The following is a 21,073-nucleotide window of genomic DNA, read 5'->3' on the forward strand; positions in this document are numbered from 1 at the left end:
CGAGCCGATGGCGGTGTCAGCGGACTCGATGAAGCCTCGCACCACCGATGCGCCTCAAGATTCAACGTCCGCTAGCTAATGTCCTACCTTGAAAGACGCGCAAAAAAAACGCCGGCATATGCCGGCGTTTCTTCCATACCTACCTCAGGAAACCGAAGTGGCCTGGCCACTGTGGGCAAGGTCAGTCAATTCCCGGCTGGCCACTGCGAACATGGCATAGTCACTGGTCGTCGCTGCGTGCAGCTCGGACAGCAACGTGCGCCAGCGCTCTACCAGGTACTCCCGTTGAGACAGCCACGACTCCACACGCGCCTCCATCTCCTGCGGAGCGTCCGGCATTTGCAGCACTGACACGGTAATCGCGCGCTGCTGCATGTCCAGATCATCCCGATAGGCTTCACGCGCCAGCGCCTGCCAATTGTTTTCGACCGGCAGGCTCGTAATCTGCTGGAGATACCAGGGCAACTCCAGCTGGCCACCCACGTTGAAGTACGCGCGGGCAACCTGTACCGGGTCCTGTTGCGTCTGATCGGCGACCTCAATAATGGGTAGCAGCGTGTAGATGTGCGACGTACCCGCAACCATACGAGCCAAGAGTTCTGGCACACCGGCGTCGACGTACGTCTGGTGACGGGCTTCCCAATGCTCGCGCGTCTGGCCCTCGAGCAGCTCGTTAAGCTTCAGGCCGAGCGCCGCGATACGACCGCCGAAATGTTCGGCATCGCGGCCCGCATCCAGCTCGTTGCGGCGATTGCGCAGGAACCAGCGGGTAGCGCGACGACCCAGGCGCATCAGTTCATCCATCAGCGTGAGCTGAAGCTCTGCCGGCACCTGCGAGTCCAAGGATTCGATCTGGCGGAACCAGTGCGGCAGGTGGAACACGTCTCGCACGACGACGTAGGCGGCCACGACCTGTGCCGCGCTCATGCCGGTCGATACGGTAAGCCGTTGAACGAAAGTGATACCCATGTGGTTGATGAGGTCGTTCGCAATCTGCGTCGCGACAATCTCACGCTTCAGGCGGTGACGGCGCATGGAATCACCGAACATCTCAGCCAGGCGAGCCGGGAATGCGCTCTCCATGTTCCGCGCGAGATATTCGTCGTCCGGCACGTTCGACTTGAGCAGGACTTCCTTGAGGTCGATCTTGCTGTAGGAGATCAACACAGACAGCTCGGCCCGGGTCAGACCCTTGTCCGCTGCGGTACGCGCCGCCAGCTGCTCATCGCTCGGCAGGAATTCCAGAGCGCGATCCAGCTTGCCACGGCCTTCGAGGTCAGCCATCAGGCGACGGTACTCGCCAACGCGTGCCTTCGCCCGCCGCTCGGCCAGCGACAACGCCTGCGTCTGCTTGTAGTTGTTGCCGAGGACCAGATGGCCAACGTCATCGGTCATTTCGGCCAATAGCTGATTGCGCTGCTTACCGGTCATGTCACCCGCGCTGACGACTTCGCCCAGCAGGATCTTGATATTGACCTCGTGGTCAGAGCAGTCCACACCACCCGCGTTATCGATAAAGTCCGTGTTACAGGCCCCGCCGTTGAGGCAGAACTCGATGCGACCCAGCTGGCTCATACCCAGGTTGCCGCCCTCGCCCACGACCTTGGCGCGCAGCTCGGAACCATTGACGCGCAGCCCATCGTTCGCCTTGTCGCCGACATCGGCATGGGACTCGAGGCTGGACTTCACGTAGGTGCCGATGCCGCCATTCCAGAGCAGGTCCACCGGCGCCTTGAGCAGCGCATGGATCAGCTCTGTGGGCGTCAGGCGATCCGCCGTGATTTCAAAGCGCGCCTTCATCTCTGCACTGATGGCGATGCTCTTGGCGCTGCGGAGGAATACGCCGCCACCCTGGGAGATCAGCGAACTGTCATAGTCGGCCCATGACGAACGCGGCAGGCGGAACAGCCGCTCCCGCTCCGCGAAGCTACGCGCTGCATCCGGGTTTGGATCGATAAAGATGTGCTGGTGGTTGAACGCCGCCACCAACAGCAGGCTTTCGGAGCACAGCAAGCCATTGCCGAATACGTCGCCCGCCATGTCGCCGATGCCAAGGACGGTGACCGGATCACGCTGTACGTCGATGCCGCGCTCACGGAAGTGACGTTGTACCGAGACCCACGCGCCCTTGGCCGTGATGCCCATGGCCTTGTGGTCGTAACCGGCCGAACCGCCGGACGCGAAAGCGTCGTCGAGCCAGAAGCCGTAATTCTGGGCGATGCCGTTGGCAATGTCTGAAAACGTCGCCGTGCCCTTGTCAGCCGCAACGACAAGATAGGGGTCGTCCTCGTCGTAGCGCAGCACGTTGGCGGGCGGGACGACGTTGCCTTCCTTCAGGTTGTCGGTGATGTCCAACAGACCGGAAATGAAGATGCGATAGCAAGCGATTGCCTCGGCCTGGATCTCGTCACGCGTGCCGTTGGCGGGCAAGCGGCGTGGAATGAATCCACCTTTCGCGCCAACCGGTACGATAACGGCGTTTTTCACCTGTTGCGCCTTCACGAGGCCCAGCACTTCGGTACGGTAATCTTCCTCACGGTCCGACCAGCGCAGGCCACCGCGGGCGACCTTGCCGAAGCGCAGGTGTACGCCTTCCACGCGCGGCGAATAAACGAAGATTTCCGCCATCGGCGTTGGGCGAGGAATTTCCGGGATAGCGCGCGGGTTGAACTTGAAGCTGAAGTAGTCCTTGCCCTGCCCGGCTTCGGACTGGAAGAAATTGGTCCGCAAGGTCGCCTTGATCAGGTCCAGGTAGCGGCGAAGGATGCGGTCCTCACTAAGCACTGCGACATCGTCCAGGGCTGCCAGAATGGCCTGCTCAAGCTTGCTGAGCTTGTCGTCCAGATCTTCCGGCGACAGCTTGCGCGCCAGGTAGAAGCGCGTACGGAAAAGACGCACGAGCTCGCGGGAAATGTCCGTGTGATTGTTCAACGCGGTGGCGATGTAGCCCAGATCGAAACCGAGGCGGATCTGCTTGAGATAGCGGGCGTAGGCTCGCAGCAGCGCCGCTTCACGCCAGGTGAGGCCAGCGGTAAGCACCAGACGGTTGAACGCATCATTCTCTGCATCGCCCTGGATGATATGGACGAACGCATCCTGGAAGGTGTCGTTGAGCTGCTGGATGTCGATATCCACGCCTTCGGTATAGGTGAAGGCAAAGTCATGGATCCAGTAGGTCCGACCATTGGAGTGCTGGAGGCGATACGGGAATTCGCCCAGTACGCGCAATCCGAGGTTCTCAAGGATCGGCAGTACGTCAGAGAGCGGTAGCGGCGTGTCCGCGTGATAGATCTTGCAGTGCAGGCCCTGGTCCTGCGCGCTCAGCGGCTGGTAGAAGCTCATCACCAGCGGCCGGCTCTCGGACAGGCTCATGATGTGCTGCATGTCCACCACCGCTGAGTGCGGTGCAAAACGTTCGCGGTAGCCGGCAGGGAAACCCTTCGCAAATTCGGAAAGCAACGTCGTGCCCTGCGCTTCGCCGAAGTTCTCTACCATCAGGCTCGCATACTCGTCGCCCCAGGTACGGCAGGCTTCGATCACTTCGCGTTCCAGGCGCTGAACGTCGACCGTGACCTTGTTCTTCGGATCCAACCGAAGAATGAACTGCACGCGTGCCAACACCGACTCGGAGAAGTAGGTCCAGAACTCGCAGTCACGCGCCTGCAACCGGTCCATCAGAACCTGCTGGATCTTCACGCGGATGTCGGTCGAGTAGACGTCACGCGGCACGTACGCCAGGCAGTAGGCGAAGCGCCCGTAGGGGTCCTTGCGCAGGAACAGGCGCAGCTTGTTGCGTTCCTGAATTTGCACGATGGAAATAGCGGTGTTGAACAGCTCGTCCACCGGCGTCTGGAACAAATCGTCGCGCGGCAGCACTTCCAGAACCTGACCCAACTCCTTGCCCAGATGCGCCGAATTGCTGAAGCCTGCGCGCTGCTCGATCTCAAACACCTTGCGGCGAATATAGGGGATCTCGCGAACACTCTGGTTGTAGATGGACGAGGTGTAGAGGCCCATGAAACGGCGTTCGCGCGTTACCTGCCCGCTGCTGTCGACCTCGCGGATGGAGACAAAATCCGGGTAAGTCGGGCGGTGCACACTGCTCGGCAACGCGGCCTTGGCAAAGGACAAAAGGCGCGGTTCACGCAGATAGCTCACGGCGTCCGGCTCGATGTGCAGGTCTTCGGCGGCAAGGCCTACTCGCAACTTGCGAGACAGGCCCAACAGCGAGCGCTCGTCATAGACCATTCGGCCACCGTCCGCTTCGTCCGCAACGGTGAATTCTTCATAGCCCAGGAAGGTGAAGTGGTTGTCCAGCAGCCACTGCAGGAACACCTTGATCTCTTCACGCTCGGACGGGTCTGCGCTGGTTCCGGCGGTATCGAGCGTGGCGAGCACTTCAGCTACTTTTTCCCGCATTGATGGGAAGTCGGTAACCGCCAGGCGAACGTCTGCCAATACCTGCAGAACGGCTTTCTCGAGTGTCTTGAGTTCGGTCGCACTACCGCAACGGTCGATCTCGAGGTACATCAGGGCTTCCTGGGTAATGCCCTCGCCCTGTGTCCCCCTGGGAAGTACCTCCTGCAGCCGGCCATCGGCCCCGCGGCGAACGCTCAGCACGCTGTTCTGCAGCGTGTGGATCGAATAGCCATTGCGGTTCAGCTCCATGCGAACGGAGTCGACCAGGAACGGCATGTCCTCATGCAGCACCTCGACGACACTGTGCGTCGAGCGCCAACCATGCTTTTCATAGTCCGGATTGTAGACACGCACTTCGGCGTGCATGGGATCGAAACGTTCCAGCAGTCGCCAGGCGGACAGCGTGCTGCCTACCAGGTCCGAGAGCCGTCGTTCGGTCAACTCATCCAGCGAGATGATGCCGAAGAACTGCTCCGCGAAGACCCCGATCTGGGTAAGGGTCTGCTCGCCTACGTGCTGCGCCAGTGCCGCTTTCAATTGCTGATGAAAATCGGCTTTGCTGGCCGCGCTGAAGAACGCCATCGTTTCGCTCCGTTTCATTATTCGGGGGGTTCCTGCTCACGCCTCGGTTCGAATGATGGCTTCGCACAAAGCCGTCTACCCAGGCGTGCTGGGTTCAAGCGTAACGGCTTATGGACAGTGCTTACTTGTGCTACTGCGACATATTGATTCACGCCGCAAGCGTGCTGCCAAAAACGGCACCGGGCCTCTGTTCTGATACGAGAGGCCCGGCGCAGTTCCGCAATGATGCTACCGACTGAGCATAGCCTGAGGCAGTGCAAGGACAAGTTGCGGAAACGCCGTGATGATCACGGCGGCAGCCACGATAAGCAGGAAGAACGGGAAGCTATACTTGGCAACAGACCAAAGGTCCCTGCCGGTAAGGCTCTGGATCACGAACAGGTTGAACCCTACGGGTGGGGTGATTTGCGCCATCTCCACCACGAGGATGATGAAGATGCCGAACCACAGCAGGTCGATCCCGGCGGCCGAGACGGCCGGCATGATGACCGCAGTGGTCAGCAGGATGATGGAAATGCCGTCCAGAAAGCACCCCAGCACAATAAAGAAGACCGTCAGCGCAAACAGGAGTACGTAAGGTGACAACTGCTTGGCGATGATCCAGTCAGCGAGTGCGGACGGCAGCCCGGTAAAGCTCATGACAGACGTCAGGTAGGTAGCGCCGAGCAATATGAAAAAGATCATGCACGACGTGCAGACAGCGCCGAACAGACTGTCCATGAACGTCTTGCCTGACAGCGAGCCGGATACCAACGCGATTAGCAATGCGCCCACCACCCCCATGGCTGCTGCTTCAGTCGCCGTCGCGATACCGGAATAAATCGACCCGATCACGGCGAGGATGAGGAGCACGACCGGAATCAACAGTCGTGTCCGGGCGAGCTTCTCGCGAAATGACAACCGCTCTTCATCCACCGGCAGTGATGCGCGGTTTCGCGCCGACCAGACCATCAAATAGCCGGAAAACAGCACCAGCAGAAGCAGGCCGGGCACGATGCCGGCAATGAACAGGCGGGAAATCGAAACCTGTGCAGCGACGCCGTACACGATCATCATGATCGAAGGCGGAATCAGCAGGCCGAGCGTCCCGGCGCCCGCCAGCGAACCCATTGCAATGGCATCCGGGTACTTGCGTGCCTTGAGTTCTGGCAGCGAGATCTTTCCGATTGTGGCGGCGGTCGCCGCAGATGACCCACTGACCGCGGCGAAGATCCCGCAGCCCAGCACGTTGACATGCAGTAGGCCACCTGGCAGCCCCTTTACCCAGGGAGCGAGCCCCTTGAACATGTCTTCGGAGAGGCGTGTGCGATAGAGGATCTCTCCCATCCAGATAAACAGTGGCAGTGCGGTCAGGGTCCAGCTGGCACTGGATGTCCAGCTGGTCGTGGCAAGGATCGAGCCGGCCGGTGCGCCGCCGAAAAACTCCATCCCTACGATCCCGACGCCCAACAGGGAGAGCGCAACCCAGACGCCACCGCCGAGCAGTGCGAACAGGACGACCAACAGGGTGAATGCAATAACGGTGTATTCCACGATGGACTTCCAGAGTCAGGACGATCACGTCGTCGAATGAAGGACGGCTTACTCGCCCATGGCGGTGTCGGACGCGGTCTCGAAGGTACGGCCCCGCAGGACGGTGACGAGTCGTTCGGTCATCGCTACGACGAGCACGACCGTGCCAAGCACCATTGAGCTTTGCGGTATCCACAGCGGTATCGGCAGCATGCCGGTAGAGACTTCATTGAATGTGTAGGTCTCGAAGACGAACAGCGTGCAATGCCAGGCCAGATAAGCTGCCACCAGCAGGCCAACCAGCGTGCTGATGACCTCCATCGCATGGCAGCCTCTGGGTGGCAATGCTTTGAAGAGCATGCCGACGCGGATGTGGGCGCCGCGATGCAGTGCAAAAGGCAGCCCGAGGAACCCCGATGCTGCCATCGCATAGGCCGCAAATTCATCCGATGCCGGAATGAGTGTCCCGAGTAGGCGCGCGATGATCTGCGCGCAGATGATCAGGCAGATGGCAACAAGGAACAGTCCGGAGAGAAGGCCACAGAATTCGTATAGGCGTCTGAGCGGGCTCATGGCACCTCCAGCGTAAGGGGCGGATACGAATAGGCCCGCATGGACAGCGGGCCCAGCGACTTACTGGCGGAAGGCATCCATGATGGCCTTGCCATCCTGGCCCGTCTTGCTGAGCCAGTCCTGCGCCATAGTGTCTGCGATCTTCTTGAAGCCCGCTTCTACGTCGGCCGGCGAGGCTTCGTTGACCTGCATGCCGTTATCTCCCAGCGTCTTGACCAGTTCGGCAGTCTTCTCCTGCGCCATGGCCCAGCCGGATTCTTCAGCTTTGGCGGCAGCGTCGAGCACCGCTTTCTGTGCAGCCTCAGGCAAACGCTTGAACGCGCGCTCGTTGACGATGACGAAGTTCTTTGGAATGAACGCCTTCACATCGTAGTAGTACTTGGAGAAATCCCACGCCTGGGTATCGACCCCGGTGGCTGGCGAGGTCAGCATGCCGGTGATCATGCCTGTGCTGAACGCCTGCGGGATTTCGCCGGTATTGATGGTCGTCGGTACGGCCCCCATCAGCTCGGCCATTCTCGACGTAGCCGGGCTATAGGCACGGAATTTCATACCCTTGAAGTCGGCCATACTGTTGATCGGCACTTGAGTGAACACGCTCTGGGGTGGCCACGGCACGGCGTACAGCAGGCGAATGCCCTGCTTCGCCAGTCGCGCTTCGACGGCAGGCTTGCTGGCCAGCCACAATTTGTGAGCCTCAGGGAAGCTGCGCGCCAGGAACGGTACGCTGTCAACCTCGAAGATGGGGTCTTCGTTGCCCAGCGTTGCCATCAGCATCTCGCCGACCTGAACCTGGCCGGTCTGGACCGCGCGCTTCACTTCCGGCCGTTTGAACAGGACCGAATTGGTGTGAACGCGGATCTCCAGCGCGCCGTTGGACGCTTCCGCCGCCGATTTTGCGAACGTCTTGGCGGTCTCGGTGAGGTAGTTGCCATCGGGTTGCTCGACGGTCATGTTCCAACGGTCCGCTGCGACGGCGTGCAGGGAAGACAGGCCAAGCAGACAGGCCAGTGCCGTCAGTTTGAAGCCGGACGTGAGTGCCTTCATGGGAATCTCCGTATGGTTTTTATCGTTGCGATGCGGCAGCGTCGCCCCGAGTCTCGAAGCATTGGCCAATGCTGTCCAACTAGAAAAAACCGGCGCGGATGATCGAAAAACCTTATGTGCAGAAAGCGCGCATGCTGGCCGTCCTGCGCCCTAATAAAGGGCGCAGGGGCGAATGGACTGAACATTGCGCGAACCGAAACCACGACCCGTAGATGACTCAGGCCAGCGCGCGACTCTCCGTGTGGTTCGCTGAAGGCGTCAATTCGATGAAGCCGGGGGCGACGTCGGCGACGTAGCCTTCAATGACATCCTGGGCAAGCGCGACCATCTGCTCATTCAGCTCGAGCCCCACACCTGTCCGCCAGGTAGCGACGATATCCATGGGTGGCGGTGGCGGGACGTCATCGAGGATGCGCAGCGTGCCTTGCGCGAGATCGATCGGCACGAGCGCTGGCGGCAAGGCGCCGATACCGAAACCGTCATGGATGAGCCGGGTCATGGCCGCAACCGAGTTCACGCAGCTGACCCGCGCGGCTGTGATATTCGCCGTGTGCAGAAGGTTGAGAATATCCTGATGCGGTGTGGAGTTCTTTGAGAACGTGATGAGGCGCTCGCCTACCATCGCTTCCAGCGAACCGTAGGGTCTGTCGTAGATGGAGCCGGTCGGAACGATCCATTGGACGGTGTAGCGAGCCAAGTTCTGGTTGCGCACGGTATCGCGGCGCAGCATGTCGGTCTGGAACACGACATCCAGATAGCCCTTGTCGAGTTGCTCGCACAGGTTTCGCGCGGTGTCGGCCGTCAGCTCGATCTCGACCGAGGGGTAGCGCTCCATGATTTTCGCTACGAAAGGACTCAACCAGGTGTGAATGACGGTATCCATTGCACCGATACGAACACGGCCCTGGACATCATTCGGATCGTTCAGCGACCGCTTGAGCGCCTGCATGGTATCGAGCATATGTTCGGCGTACTCCAGTACCCGCATCCCCTCGGGCGTGAGGGTCACCCCTTTCGAATCACGCAGGAAGAGCTTGGCGCCCAGCTCTTCTTCAAGCGCTGCGATGCGGCTAGAGATCGAGGCCTGGGTACTGAAGAGCTTCTCCGCTGTCAGCCTGAAGCTCTTCAGGCGGGCCACCCAGACGAAGGTTTCAAGGAATCGGATGTTCATGTCTGACCTGAATTCGATGATTCGAAAGGCGGCACGCGCGCCTTCATGCCTGGTCGATCTGCAGCATGTATGCCAGGCCTGACACCCCCGCGCCTTATTGGCTCTTTCCATAACCGCTACAGGACAGCGTCGGAGCCGAATGGATTCAGCAGGTCTCAAGTGGATAGACGGTTCATATTGATCTACGAGCGGATGAATTTCCGCCTCAAGGTTCTGGTGCACCTGCCGATCAAGCAGTAGGGTTCGCCCCGTTACAAATATAAATATCAAGGAGCCATCATGCTGTTGTTCCTGTCATGGAAGCAGAAATTTCGCCTGTTGATCGTCATCACGCTGTTAGGCCTTGCCCTCATGGCGGCATCGGCGCTATGGGCGAACAGAAACCTCGGCTCCGCCATGGAAGCGCAGCAACGCGCGACCGACTACGACCGGCTTACCACTACGCTTCTGAACGAGTGGCTAAAAACCGAGACCATGCGTGGATACCTCGACGCCTCCACGATCGAGGCTTACCGCAACCGACTCAACAGCCTTCCCCAGCAAGCCAGTGCCCTTGTCGAGCAAGCTCGCCCGCTTGGCGATGCGGACTTGGAAAGTCGGGCGAAGGCCATCGAGGCGGCCGTAAAGGAAAACGCCAGGATCCAAGCGGAATGGCTCGACCTGAATCAACGTTTCGGCCTGGACCAGACATCGGGCGAACGCAAGACAGCGGCTGAGATCGCCGCGCCGCTCGAGGCCATTTCGATTGCGCTCATCCAGCCCTTCATTACAACAGCACTCGCCAGCCAGCGGGATTATTTCACCTCGCTGGACGGCCGCTACGCCGAGAAAGCGCGCAAGGCCATAGCGGACCTGCGTAGCAAACTGATCGAACTCGACTGGATGGATAGTCAGATCGGCGAAAACACCGAAACCTTCGCCGCGAATTTCGATCGCGCCGACGCGATAATCAGTCAGATCGTGGCGGACGAGAAACAGCTTGAAGCCCAGGGTCAGCAACTATCAGGCCTCGTCAGCGCACAGCAACAGGCGCTGCGTAACGGCATCCTCGCCAAGACGCTTGCCCAGGCTGAGCAGACACGCCAGTCGGCCTACTGGATTCTGGGTATAGCCTTTATTCTCATCGCGGCCTTCCTCATCATCGCCATCGGCCAGGCTTCCAGCCGTTTGATGAAGCAGCTCACCACCGTTATCCAGCAGTTGTCTCGCGTCGCCAACGGCGACCTCCGCGTGAACGTCGAAGTCGGCCGCAATCCGCGCGACGAATTCAACCAGCTGGGCCAGGGCACCAACGGCATGACGCGTGGAATATCGTCCCTTATCGGGCAGGTGCTCGACGGTAATCGCGAGCTGACCCGCCTGCATGGCTACCTGAGCGACGCCATGCAGCGCCTCGACAGCAACAGCAGTCACCTCGAAAGCCAGACCGAACAAGCGGCATCCGCGTCGCATCAGATTGCGGCTACAGTGAACGAGATGGCCCGCCGTGCCTCGGATGTTGGCGATGCCACCCAACACGCGCATGATTCGGCAAGAACCGGTGCCAGTGTGATCATGGCGAATACAGAAAGCATTCGCGCCCTGTCGCGCCTGATCCAGACCACTCACGCACAGGTGAATGAGCTGATCCAGTCCAGCGGACGCGTGAGCGGCATTGTCGATGTGATCAACAGCCTGGCCGACCAGACCAACCTGCTGGCCCTGAACGCGGCAATCGAGGCGGCCCGCGCGGGCGAGGCCGGCCGCGGGTTCTCCGTCGTTGCCGATGAAGTGCGTTCACTTGCGCAAAAGACCGTGTCAGCCACGACCGATATCGGGCGCATCATTGACGAACTGAAGCAGCAGACGGGCAGCATGGACAGTCTCATGAGCGAGGGCGTACGCCTTTCGACAGAGGGTGAGCGGCAGGCCGGCCAGGCAGCCGAGGCCATCAATGTGATCACCCAGTCGATGGACCGCCTCAGCGAAGAGATGACGCAGGTCGTTGTCGCCATCGAGGAAATCTCCGCAACCACCGAAGACATCGCCGGCAAGATGGAGGAAATCAATCACAGCAACCGCGAGACGCGAGATCTTCGCCTTGCACTCGATGAGCATACCCGCGGCCTCTCTGCTCGGGTCGATGCGCTCAACCAGACCACAGGCCGCTTCCAGATCGCCTGACGCCATCGCCAGCCGTGTCCCGCACGGCTGGCTCCGCCTTATCGCTACCCCTTTCCACAACTCGCACGACATGGGCCGCCGGTTGCCCCCTCCTCTCAACGTTGCCAAATCGACTTTTCTTATGGCGGGCGTCCGCTTTTATTAGTTGGACAGGCCGCAAGGCGCTTCCAACAATCGGCCCATGGCTCTAACCCCGAGCACCCGGACGAGAGGACAGTTTCATGCCCGCACTGCTACTCAATTGCGATATCGGTGAAAGTTTTGGCGCCTGGAAGATGGGTCTGGACGCCGACGTCATGCCTTATATCGACTGTGCGAATATCGCCTGCGGGTTCCACGCCTCCGATCCGCAAATCATGGTGAACACCGTGCGCCTGGCGGTAGCGCATGGCGTACGCATCGGCGCGCATCCGGCCTATCCGGACCTGGTTGGTTTTGGACGCCGGTCCATGGCCTGCACGCCGGACGAAGTCGAAGCGATGATGCTCTACCAGATCGGTGCACTGGATGGGATCTGCCGCGCCGAAGGCACCCGCGTGCAGTACGTCAAGCCGCACGGTGCGCTCTACCAGGACATGATGCGCCAGCCCGGAACGCTCCGGGCGGTTTTTCGAGCCGTCGCGCGCTATGACGCGTCCCTGCCGGTGATGGTCATGAGCACTGCCGATAACAGCCAGGCGCAGGCGCTCGCCGACGAAGCGGGTATCACGCTGTGGTTCGAGACCTTCGCGGACCGCGCCTACGACGCGAAGGGCTTTCTGGTTTCCCGACGTATCGAAGGGGCTGTGCATCACGACAGCGATGTGATCGTTTCGCAAGCGGTGACGTTCGCACGCGGCGAAGCCCTTACGGCCAATGACGGCAGCGCGCTGAACCTGGCGAGCGACACGCTCTGCGTGCACGGTGACAACGCCGGTTCGATTGCCGCCGTCAAGCGCATCCGCGAGGCGTTACACGCGCTGGAGACGGCATGAATATCAGGATCGAGGTCGTCGGTATCGACTGTCTGTTACTGCGGCTCTTCGACGGCATTGAAGAAGAAAACACGCCGTGGCTTCTGGCCGCCGTGGAGCGCATCCGCGAGGTATTGGGTCCCGCCCTTATCGACCTGGTGCCGTCCTACACCACGGTAATGGTCCAGTATGACCTGCAGCAACTGGGCGCAGCCGAGGCTCGTAGGGCACTTATAGCCGCAACGGACGGGCTGGCGCCGGTTCAATCGGGCGCGGGTCGTACACATGAGGTTCCGGTCTGGTATGACCCCAGTGTCGGGCCGGAGCTGGCCTACGTTGCGGAGCGAGCCGGGATAGACGTCGATGAGGTCATTCGGCGCCATCACGAGCACGATTATCACGTCTTCGCGCTCGGCTTCGCGCCGGGTTTCGCCTTCATGGGGCTGGTCGATCCGACACTTGCCACCCCTCGGCTCAGCACGCCCCGCAAACGCATTGCCGCGGGCAGCGTCGCCATCGCGGAACGCCAGACAGCGGCCTATCCCGTCGTCTCACCCGGCGGCTGGAACATCCTTGGCCGGACACCGACGACGCTTTTCACCACAGCCGATGGCAGCCTCCTGTTACCTGGAGACAAGGTCCGCTTTATGCCGGTCGATCACGCTACGTTCATGGCATTGGGCGGCGATGACACGCCACTACCGCCGGTAATGGGAGACTCGGCATGAACGCGTTGCGCGTTGAACAGAGCACTCCGCTCGTCACGCTGCAGGACAGCGGTCGCTTCGGCGTCCGCCATCTTGGCGTTACACAGGGTGGTGCCCTCGACTGGGTCTCGCTGCACTGGGCCAACTGGCTGCTCGGCAACCCGCTGGGCGCGGCCGCGGTCGAGATCACGTTAGGAAGCTTCACGGTCGAAGCCATGACCAATGTGACGCTGGTCATCGGCGGGGCCGATCTAGGCGCGACCGTGGGTGGGCAACCGCAGGCCCCGTGGCAGCCCTTTGAACTCAAACGCGGACAGCGACTGGCGTTCACGCAGCCGCGCCGTGGCGCCCGCGCGTACCTGACGGCACCGGGCGGTTTCACGGCGACTCAGGTTATGGACAGCGTTGCCACCGTCCATCGCGAGTCATTGGGTGGCCTCGACGGTGATGGCGAGCCATTGAAGACAGGCGACATCCTGACGTGTCTGCGCGAGTCAGCCCGGGTGAAGCGTGCGGAGAATCACCGCCTTCCCGACTTCAGCCGGCCCGCTGCACTCGACCTGGTACTGGGCGCGCAAATCGGAGACTTCGCCGGCGAAAGCCTGTTCGATGCGTTCAACAGCCAATGGCGGCTGGACAGCCGTGGCGATCGCATGGGCATCCGGTTGCTGGGTCCGGTCCTGCGCTGCCTTCGTACTGGCATGGTCTCGGAGGGCATTCCATTAGGAGCGGTACAGGTTCCGGCAGACGGCCAGCCCATCGTATTGATGAATGATCGGCAAACGATAGGCGGCTATCCCCGGCTGGGCGCTCTGACGCCAGCATCGGTTGCCCGCCTGGCCCAGTGCCTTCCGGATGAATGTGTGACGCTCCGCCCCGTCGGGCAGGACGCCGCCCAGCGCGCCCATCGCCAATTGCTCGCTCAGTGGAACCAGGCTGCGGACCGACCATGACGAAGGCGGGTTCTCCGGAGCGTGCTTGGCGGCAGCCGAACGCCTTCGTTAAGATGTGCCACCTGCGCGGATGATCCGCGCCTCGTCCGCTGCGGAACCCCGACCTATGGAACACCGAGAGGCGCTCAACGCATTGCGCCAATACCTGTCGAGCCAGATCCTCGGCCAGGAAAAGCTGGTGGATCGGCTGCTGATTGCACTGCTCGCCGATGGCCATATGCTCGTGGAGGGCGCCCCAGGCCTTGCCAAGACCAAGGCGATCAAAGACCTTGCCGAAGGCGTTGAAGCCGAGTTCCATCGCATTCAATTCACGCCCGACCTGCTGCCCGCGGACATCACCGGTACCGAGATCTATCGGCCGGAGACAGGTAGCTTCGTGTTTCAACAAGGGCCGATCTTCCATAATCTCGTACTTGCCGATGAGATCAATCGGGCCCCTGCAAAGGTGCAATCCGCGCTGCTCGAAGGCATGGCCGAAAGACAGGTCAGCGTGGGACGCAGCACATACGAGCTGCCGCCGCTATTTCTGGTCATGGCGACGCAGAACCCCATCGAGCAGGAAGGCACCTATCCGCTCCCTGAGGCGCAGCTCGACCGCTTCCTGATGCATGTGAAGATCGGCTTCCCGGATGCCTCCGTCGAACGCAAGATCCTGCAGCAAGCCCGCGGCGAAGCCCTGAACGGCGAAAGCGCTCCGCCGCACAAGGTCAGTCAGCAGGCGATCTTTTCAGCGCGCAAGGAAATTCTCGGGCTCTACATGGCTGACGCCGTGGAGGAGTACCTGGTCCAGCTGATCATGGCGACCCGAACGCCGGCCAGATTCGATAGCGAACTGGCGGAGTGGATCACCTATGGGTCGAGCCCGCGCGGCTCAATCGCCCTCGACCGCTGCGCACGTGCTCACGCCTGGCTGGCCGGGCGCGATTTTGTCAGCCCCGAGGACATCCAGACGGTTCTGTTCGATGTGTTGCGCCACCGCGTGATCCTATCGTTCGAAGCCGAAGCGGCAGGCGTAGACCAGGATCGCGTCGTCCAACGGATTCTCGATACGGTAGCGGTTGGCTGATGGAGGTACAGGCGCAGGGCCATTCGCCCGAACCGTCGCCAACGGCCCAAGACGACGCGAAGATCCGCGTCACGCTCGCGAACCTCATCGGAATGCGTCATCGGGTCCGTGAGATACGTCTGTTCTCCATGCCCAACCGCGGCAGCCCGCTGACCGGCGTTCACCATTCGCGCCTGAGGGGCCGCGGCGTGGATTTCGATCAGGTGCGGGTCTATCAGGCCGGCGACGACGTTCGCAACATCGATTGGCGCGTCACCGCTCGCACCCAGGTGCCCCATACCAAGCTTTTTCATGAAGAGCGTGAGCGTCCGGTCTTCATCCTGGCCGAACAAAGCCAGCGCCTGTTCTTCGGAAGCGGGCTGGCCCTGAAATCAGTCGTCTGCGCGCGCGCAGCAGCGCTACTGGGCTGGGCGAGTCTCGACCATAACGATCGTATTGGCGGCCTGGTCTTCAGCGACACAGCGCACCACCAGGTCAAGCCCCGGCGCAGCAAGCAAAGCCTTCTTCAGCTGCTTGATCGTCTGGAACGCCTGAACCAGGGCCTGCAGCCAGGCGAGGCGGCATCGGCGGATGCGTTCGTCCAGGCCTTGCGACGCGCGCGGGAAGTGCTGCGCCCCGGCAGTCTCGCGATCATCCTGTGCGACGAGCGCGCCATTGACGATGCGGCCGAGCAGCAGTTGGCGCTGATGGCCCGCCACGTCGAGCTTATGCTTCTACCCATCCATGATCCGCTCGACCACGCCCTGCCCTCCGCCGGCTTGCTGCGATTTCATCAGTCAGGCAAACGCCTTCAACTGGACACCGACGCGCCTGCGCTGCGCGATGCCTACGCATCCGCTGCAAAGGCCCGTAGCGCTCGCTGGGTGGACCTGGCCCAACGCCTGAACGTCATGTTGTTGCCGCTGAGCACCGAGTCGGATGTGGTTGATCAGCTGCGGGATCAGCTCGACGCGCGCATCCCGGGACGGCACCGATGAATCCGCTCGATCAGCTCGAACCCCTGATCGCGCCGCCGCCGATTGCCTGGTGGCCCCCTGCGCCGGGCTGGTGGCTGGTCGCGATCCTGCTACCACTGCTCGCCTGGTTCAGCTGGCGACGGCTGTCACGAAATCGTCGCAGCACGCCCAATGCAATGCCGGCCGAAACCGCTGACGTCGACCCTGTACGACAGGCTGCGCTCGATGAACTGGCCGATCTCCCCGCGCCCTACGGTGAAAATGCTGGGCCCTGGCTGCAACATCTCAACGGGCTTCTGAAACGCCTTTGCAAGGCGCGCTATCCCGAGCAGCGCAGCCAGACGTTGAGCGGCCGCGCCTGGCTCGCCTACCTGGACTCCCGCTGCCCTGCCGCCGGACTGACTCGCTGGATGATCCTGGTTGACGGTGCCTATCGCTCCGAATGCCGCCTCGATGATCGAGCCATCGATGAGCTCAGTCATGCCATCGAGATCTGGATTCGCAAGCATGTTTGAGTTCGCGTGGCCTTGGGTCTTCCTGCTGGCGCCCTTGCCCTGGGTCATACGCTGGCTGCTGCCCGCCGCGAGCAAGCGAGAGCCGGCGCTTCATGTCACATTCATGCCTGAGCTTCAGGCACTGCCCGGCCGACATGCCCGTGGGCAGGCGCCGAACTGGCGGCGCCAGCTTCCGCTCATCGTCATCTGGGTCTTGCTGCTGTTGGCGGCGGCGCGCCCTCAGTGGCTCGGTGATCCAATGCCTCAGCCTACCAGCGGCCGCGACCTACTCCTGGCAGTCGATGTGTCGGGCTCAATGGACTTTCCCGACATGGAATGGAACGGGCAGCCAACCAGCCGCCTGGTCCTCGTGAAACACTTGCTGGGCGACTTCATCGAGGGACGCGCCGGGGACCGCATTGGGCTAATCCTCTTCGGCAGTCGCGCCTACCTCCAGGCACCGCTGACCTTCGACCGCCGCACCGTCCGTAGCTGGCTCGAAGAGTCAATCATCGGTATCGCTGGGAAGAACACTGCGATCGGCGACACAATCGGTCTCGCGGTCAAGCGCTTGCGTGAACAGCCCTCCGACAGCCGCGTCCTCATCCTCGTCACTGACGGTGCCGACAACGGCAGTACATTGTCGCCACAGACGGCTGCGCGATTGGCTGCCGAGGAAAACGTTCGGATCTATACCATCGGCGTCGGCGCCGATCCGGGTGCTGAAAGCCCAGGTCTTTTCGGCTTCACACCAGGGTTCGACCTTGACGAGTCGCTGCTGCAATCCATAGCGAGCACGACGGGAGGCCAATACTTTCGTGCGCGTACGCATGAAGAGCTCGCGATTGTCGAGGAGGCTTTGGACCAGCTCGAACCCGTACAGGCGCAGACGTCCGAAACACGCTTTGCCGAGCCGCTCTATCCCTGGCCCCTAGGGATAGCTCTCCTGCTTTCGGTGTTGATGCTGATCACGCGGCTCGGGCCCATGACGGCACTTTGGCTGCCAGGCAGAAACAAGCCATGACGCTGCTCTGGACACATTGGGCCCGCCCTCTCTGGCTACTGCTTATTCCCTTGCTGGCGCTTCTCCTGCTTTGGCTATGGCGCCGTTCACGCACAACCGGTCGCTGGCACACATTGCTGCCCGAGGCCTTCCATGGTGTTCTGCTGACAGGCCAAAGCCGACGCGGCAGCCGCAAGCCGTGGATCGTACTTGGCGTTGCCTGGCTGCTTGCGACGCTCGCTCTCGCCGGGCCGAGCTGGCAGCATTTCGAGCAGCCCATGCTGAAGCGGGCAGACCCGCTGGTGGTCATTCTCGATACCAGCCAGGACATGCTCGCGGACGACCTATCGCCGTCCCGCATGGAGCACGCCAAACGCAAGCTGCTCGATTTGCTGGAGGCGCGACACGACGCTCAGACGGGGATCGTCGTGTATGCCGGCAGCGCACATACCCTCGTACCGCTATCGGACGATACGGCAACGACCCGTAATCTGCTTGGTGCCGTGACACCCGCGATCATGCCGGAACCCGGCCACCGCGCTGATCTGGCAGTGGCGCGCGCTCTGGCGCTGCTCGACCAGGGTGCGCAGGGCCGGGGGCGGCTGGTGCTGCTGACGTCGGCCCTGAACGACGAGGAGCGTGCCGGTATCGTTCAGGTCCTTCGAGGGCGCTCGAATCCGTTTAACATCCTGGGCTTCGGGACGGCTCAAGGAGCACCGATTGCCATTGCCGATGGCGGCTTCGTGCGTGATCCAAACGGAGCAATTCACGTACCGCGCCTGGATGCGCTGAACCTCCAGAGCTTCGCCGCTGAAGTGCATGGTCGCTACATGACGGCAGAAGTCAGCGATTCGGATCTGCGCAGTCTCGACCTGCTCACCGTGGCGGGCGATGCACGGCATCAGGCTGAAGTCAGACGCTTTGCACTTTGGGTAGACCAGGGGCACTGGCTCCTGTTGCCATTGCTGCTGGTGGCGTGCGTGGCCGGCCGCCGCGGCTGGATTCTTGTACTACCCCTGCTGGCCTGGATTCCCCAACCGGCGTATGCCTTCGAATGGCGCGACCTCTGGCTACGCCCCGATCAACAAGGCGAACGTCTGCTCGAAGCCGACAGGCCCGGCGACGCCGCAGAGCGGTTTCGCAATCCTCAGTGGCGCGCGTTCGCTCAATACCAGGCGGGCGACTACGACGCCGCAGCCGAGGCGTTCGGTCACGGACAGTCTGCGACGGACCGCTACAACCTCGGAAACGCGCTTGCGCTTGCCGGCAAACTCGAAGCCGCCATCGATGCGTACGATCAGGCACTCAAGCTCGATCCTTCACTTGAACAGGCCGAGACCAACCGGAAGCTGGTCGAGGATGTGCTCAGAGCACGTGAACCAGCCGAAGAAAGCAGTACCGAAGGTGACGCCCCGCAACCTGCCGAAGCAGACGATGACATCGCTTCGGAGCAAACGACCCCGAATGAGGTCGAAGCTTCGCCCGGCACCGAGGGCGGTGCCGAACAGGGTGAACAGAGTGATGAACTGATGCCGCAAACGCCCAATCAAGAGGCGCCCCAAACCCGGCAGGATACCGAACTCTCGGACGCTGAAGGGTCCAACCAGCGCGGCGAACGCCAGCAGGCACTTGAGCTCTGGCTTCGCCAGATTCCGGATGACCCCTCCGAGCTGCTCCGCCGGAAATTCTGGTACGAGCAGCAGCAACGCCAGGACGCCACACCGTGACGCGCTTTCTGCTCGCCTTGCTGCTTTGCCTGACCAGCGTGGGCGCACCGGCAGCCATGCTCGTGGCTAGCGTCGATCGGCTCAACCTGAGCCAGGGGGAGACGGTCGAACTCACATTGGAGACCGATGACCCGGCGGCCTTCGGCAAGCCGGACCTGTCCCCGCTCCATGACCTATTCGACGTATTGGGCTCGCGCCAGGTAAAGATAACGACCTCTGGGCAGACCAGAGCGCCGGCCACACGCTGGATGATCACTCTGCAACCGACGCGCACCGGCTACGTCGTCATCCCGCCAATTGCCCTTGGCGAGGCCAAAAGCGAACCCATCACCTTGCATGTGCACGAAGCAGCCACTCCCAATGGCGAAGCACTTGCGCCCGTCTTCATCGACGCAAGCCTCGATCAGGACTCCCCCTACGTTCAAGCGCAGGTCGTGCTGACGCTGCGGATATTCCACTCCGTGTCGCTATACGACGACAGCAGCCTGACGCCGCTGCAGATGCCGGACGCGCACGTCGAAAAGCTCGGCGACACACGCACGTATGAGCAGGTCATCGGTGGTGTGCGGCACGGCGTGATCGAACTGAGGTACGCGATCTATCCTCAGCGGAGCGGCGAGATCAACATCCCGGCACAGGAATTCAGCGCGACACTGGTTGATCGGTCTGTCCCCAACACCTTCACGCCGTTCGGTCCACGGCCCGGGAAGACGACGCGTGTCCAGTCGCCGAGCATCCCGCTGCACGTAAGGCCCAAGCCAGCCGATTATCCGGCGGACGCCCTCTGGCTACCGGCCCGCTCGCTCACGCTGACCGAAGTGTGGACGCCAGACCCATTGGAGGTCGATGCGCTGGTGGGCGAATCATTGACACGTAATCTCATGCTGCGCGCAGAGGGCTTGTCCAGCGCGCAGCTTCCCACATTGCCGAATTTCGACCTTGACGGCATCCGTAGCTACGCCGATCAGCCTCGTCTGGCCAATCAGAGCGAAGACAACGGGATCATTGGCAGCCGCGAAGAAAGCCAGGCGCTCGTGCCGACCCGTGCGGGTAGCTACGAGATACCGCCGATCGAAGTCGTCTGGTGGAATACAGCGCTCGATCGCCTGGAGCGAACCAGGCTTTCTGGACGGACGCTCACCGCGATACCGGACCCGGCCTACGGCGCCCAACGCCTCCCGACCGTCGCCAACGGCACGGAGCCAATTTTGTCTAGCCGCCCCTGGCCATGGCAGGCGCTCAGTTTCGTTTTTTTCTGCACCACTCTGCTCGGATTCGGCTTGTGGTGGCGAGCCCGTCGCAAACCCGCTGTTCTCGCCGCAGCGCCAGCGGGCCCAGACAACCGCACCTTGCTGGACGATCTACGCAAGGCCTGCCAGGCCAACGACACCCATGCCACACGTCACGCACTGGACGCCTGGGCACGTCAGCAACCTGAGACGCTTGCTGAGATGGCTGCGCGGTTCGAACCCCTCTCGGACGCCTTGAATGGTTTGAACGGTGCGCTCTACAGCGAATCCGGGCATCAATGGCAGGGCACCGGCTTATGGCGAGCGATCCGCGAATTGCCACCACCGGTTCGCCCGGAAGGCACGCAGGAAGAGGACGCCAGCCTGCCGCCGCTCTACCCGAAATGATCCGCGACCAGGCCTGACACAAGCCGCTTTGTAATGCGCTGGACGGCACTGGCAAGCGGCTTGATACGACCTATGCTTCTGGGATCCCTTGTCAGATACGGAAACGCCGC

General features: G+C 61.7%; 15 protein-coding genes. 10 read left to right on the forward strand and 5 right to left on the reverse strand.

All coding sequences use genetic code 11. The features are described 5' to 3' along the window. Positions 1-144 precede the first annotated feature (144 nt). The 5 genes from ACY8D3_RS10150 to ACY8D3_RS10170 all read right to left on the reverse strand — a co-directional run bounded on the left by ACY8D3_RS10150 (position 145) and on the right by ACY8D3_RS10170 (position 9,304). The gene (locus tag ACY8D3_RS10150; RefSeq protein ID WP_462384342.1) at positions 145-5,001 is read right to left on the reverse strand and encodes an NAD-glutamate dehydrogenase; all 4,857 of its coding nucleotides are present in this window, start codon (positions 4,999-5,001) and stop codon (positions 145-147) included. 228 nt (positions 5,002-5,229) lie between these two features. Continuing rightward, positions 5,230-6,534: a TRAP transporter large permease gene (locus tag ACY8D3_RS10155; protein WP_462383945.1), complete on the reverse strand. Its 1,305-nt coding sequence runs from the start codon at positions 6,532-6,534 to the stop codon at positions 5,230-5,232. A gap of 48 nt (positions 6,535-6,582) precedes the next feature. Further along, entirely contained in the window at positions 6,583-7,086 is a 504-nt protein-coding gene (locus ACY8D3_RS10160; RefSeq protein WP_462383947.1) for a TRAP transporter small permease, read from the reverse strand. 60 nt (positions 7,087-7,146) lie between these two features. Further along, complete coding sequence (locus tag ACY8D3_RS10165; protein ID WP_462383949.1) at positions 7,147-8,133, reverse strand: TRAP transporter substrate-binding protein; 987 nt, start codon at positions 8,131-8,133, stop codon at positions 7,147-7,149. Positions 8,134-8,350: 217 nt separating this feature from the next. Then, the gene (locus ACY8D3_RS10170; RefSeq protein WP_462383951.1) at positions 8,351-9,304 is read right to left on the reverse strand and encodes a LysR family transcriptional regulator; all 954 of its coding nucleotides are present in this window, start codon (positions 9,302-9,304) and stop codon (positions 8,351-8,353) included. A gap of 279 nt (positions 9,305-9,583) precedes the next feature. Between ACY8D3_RS10170 and ACY8D3_RS10175 the strand changes: the two genes are divergently transcribed. The 10 genes from ACY8D3_RS10175 to ACY8D3_RS10220 all read left to right on the forward strand — a co-directional run bounded on the left by ACY8D3_RS10175 (position 9,584) and on the right by ACY8D3_RS10220 (position 20,963). Further along, complete coding sequence (locus ACY8D3_RS10175) at positions 9,584-11,467, forward strand: methyl-accepting chemotaxis protein (RefSeq protein ID WP_462383953.1); 1,884 nt, start codon at positions 9,584-9,586, stop codon at positions 11,465-11,467. Positions 11,468-11,688: 221 nt separating this feature from the next. Further along, a complete protein-coding gene (locus tag ACY8D3_RS10180) occupies positions 11,689-12,441 on the forward strand; it encodes a 5-oxoprolinase subunit PxpA (protein ID WP_462383955.1) in 753 nt (250 codons plus the stop codon). Further along, positions 12,438-13,148 carry a 5-oxoprolinase subunit B family protein gene (locus tag ACY8D3_RS10185; protein WP_462383957.1) on the forward strand — a complete coding sequence of 237 codons (711 nt, stop codon included), beginning with the start codon at positions 12,438-12,440 and terminating at the stop codon, positions 13,146-13,148. Before ACY8D3_RS10180 ends, ACY8D3_RS10185 begins: the two co-directional genes overlap by 4 nt. Continuing rightward, the gene (locus ACY8D3_RS10190; protein ID WP_462383958.1) at positions 13,145-14,080 is read left to right on the forward strand and encodes a 5-oxoprolinase subunit C family protein; all 936 of its coding nucleotides are present in this window, start codon (positions 13,145-13,147) and stop codon (positions 14,078-14,080) included. The genes ACY8D3_RS10185 and ACY8D3_RS10190 overlap by 4 nt, the downstream gene beginning before the upstream one ends. A 106-nt stretch (positions 14,081-14,186) precedes the next feature. Next, a complete protein-coding gene (locus tag ACY8D3_RS10195; protein WP_462383960.1) occupies positions 14,187-15,146 on the forward strand; it encodes an AAA family ATPase in 960 nt (319 codons plus the stop codon). Next, positions 15,146-16,123, forward strand: coding sequence for a DUF58 domain-containing protein (locus ACY8D3_RS10200; RefSeq protein ID WP_462383962.1), 978 nt, complete (start codon positions 15,146-15,148; stop codon positions 16,121-16,123). The genes ACY8D3_RS10195 and ACY8D3_RS10200 overlap by 1 nt, the downstream gene beginning before the upstream one ends. After that, positions 16,120-16,617, forward strand: a complete 498-nt coding sequence (locus tag ACY8D3_RS10205) for a DUF4381 domain-containing protein (protein ID WP_462383964.1) — start codon at positions 16,120-16,122, stop codon at positions 16,615-16,617. Before ACY8D3_RS10200 ends, ACY8D3_RS10205 begins: the two co-directional genes overlap by 4 nt. After that, the gene (locus ACY8D3_RS10210; protein WP_462383966.1) at positions 16,610-17,620 is read left to right on the forward strand and encodes a vWA domain-containing protein; all 1,011 of its coding nucleotides are present in this window, start codon (positions 16,610-16,612) and stop codon (positions 17,618-17,620) included. The genes ACY8D3_RS10205 and ACY8D3_RS10210 overlap by 8 nt, the downstream gene beginning before the upstream one ends. Further along, entirely contained in the window at positions 17,617-19,326 is a 1,710-nt protein-coding gene (locus ACY8D3_RS10215; RefSeq protein ID WP_462383968.1) for a VWA domain-containing protein, read from the forward strand. Before ACY8D3_RS10210 ends, ACY8D3_RS10215 begins: the two co-directional genes overlap by 4 nt. Further along, on the forward strand, positions 19,323-20,963 hold the full coding sequence (locus tag ACY8D3_RS10220; RefSeq protein WP_462383970.1) for a BatD family protein: 1,641 nt from the start codon (positions 19,323-19,325) through the stop codon (positions 20,961-20,963). Before ACY8D3_RS10215 ends, ACY8D3_RS10220 begins: the two co-directional genes overlap by 4 nt. Positions 20,964-21,073: the final 110 nt, after the last annotated feature.

It is taken from the genome of Pseudomonas sp. Marseille-QA0892 (assembly GCF_054950135.1).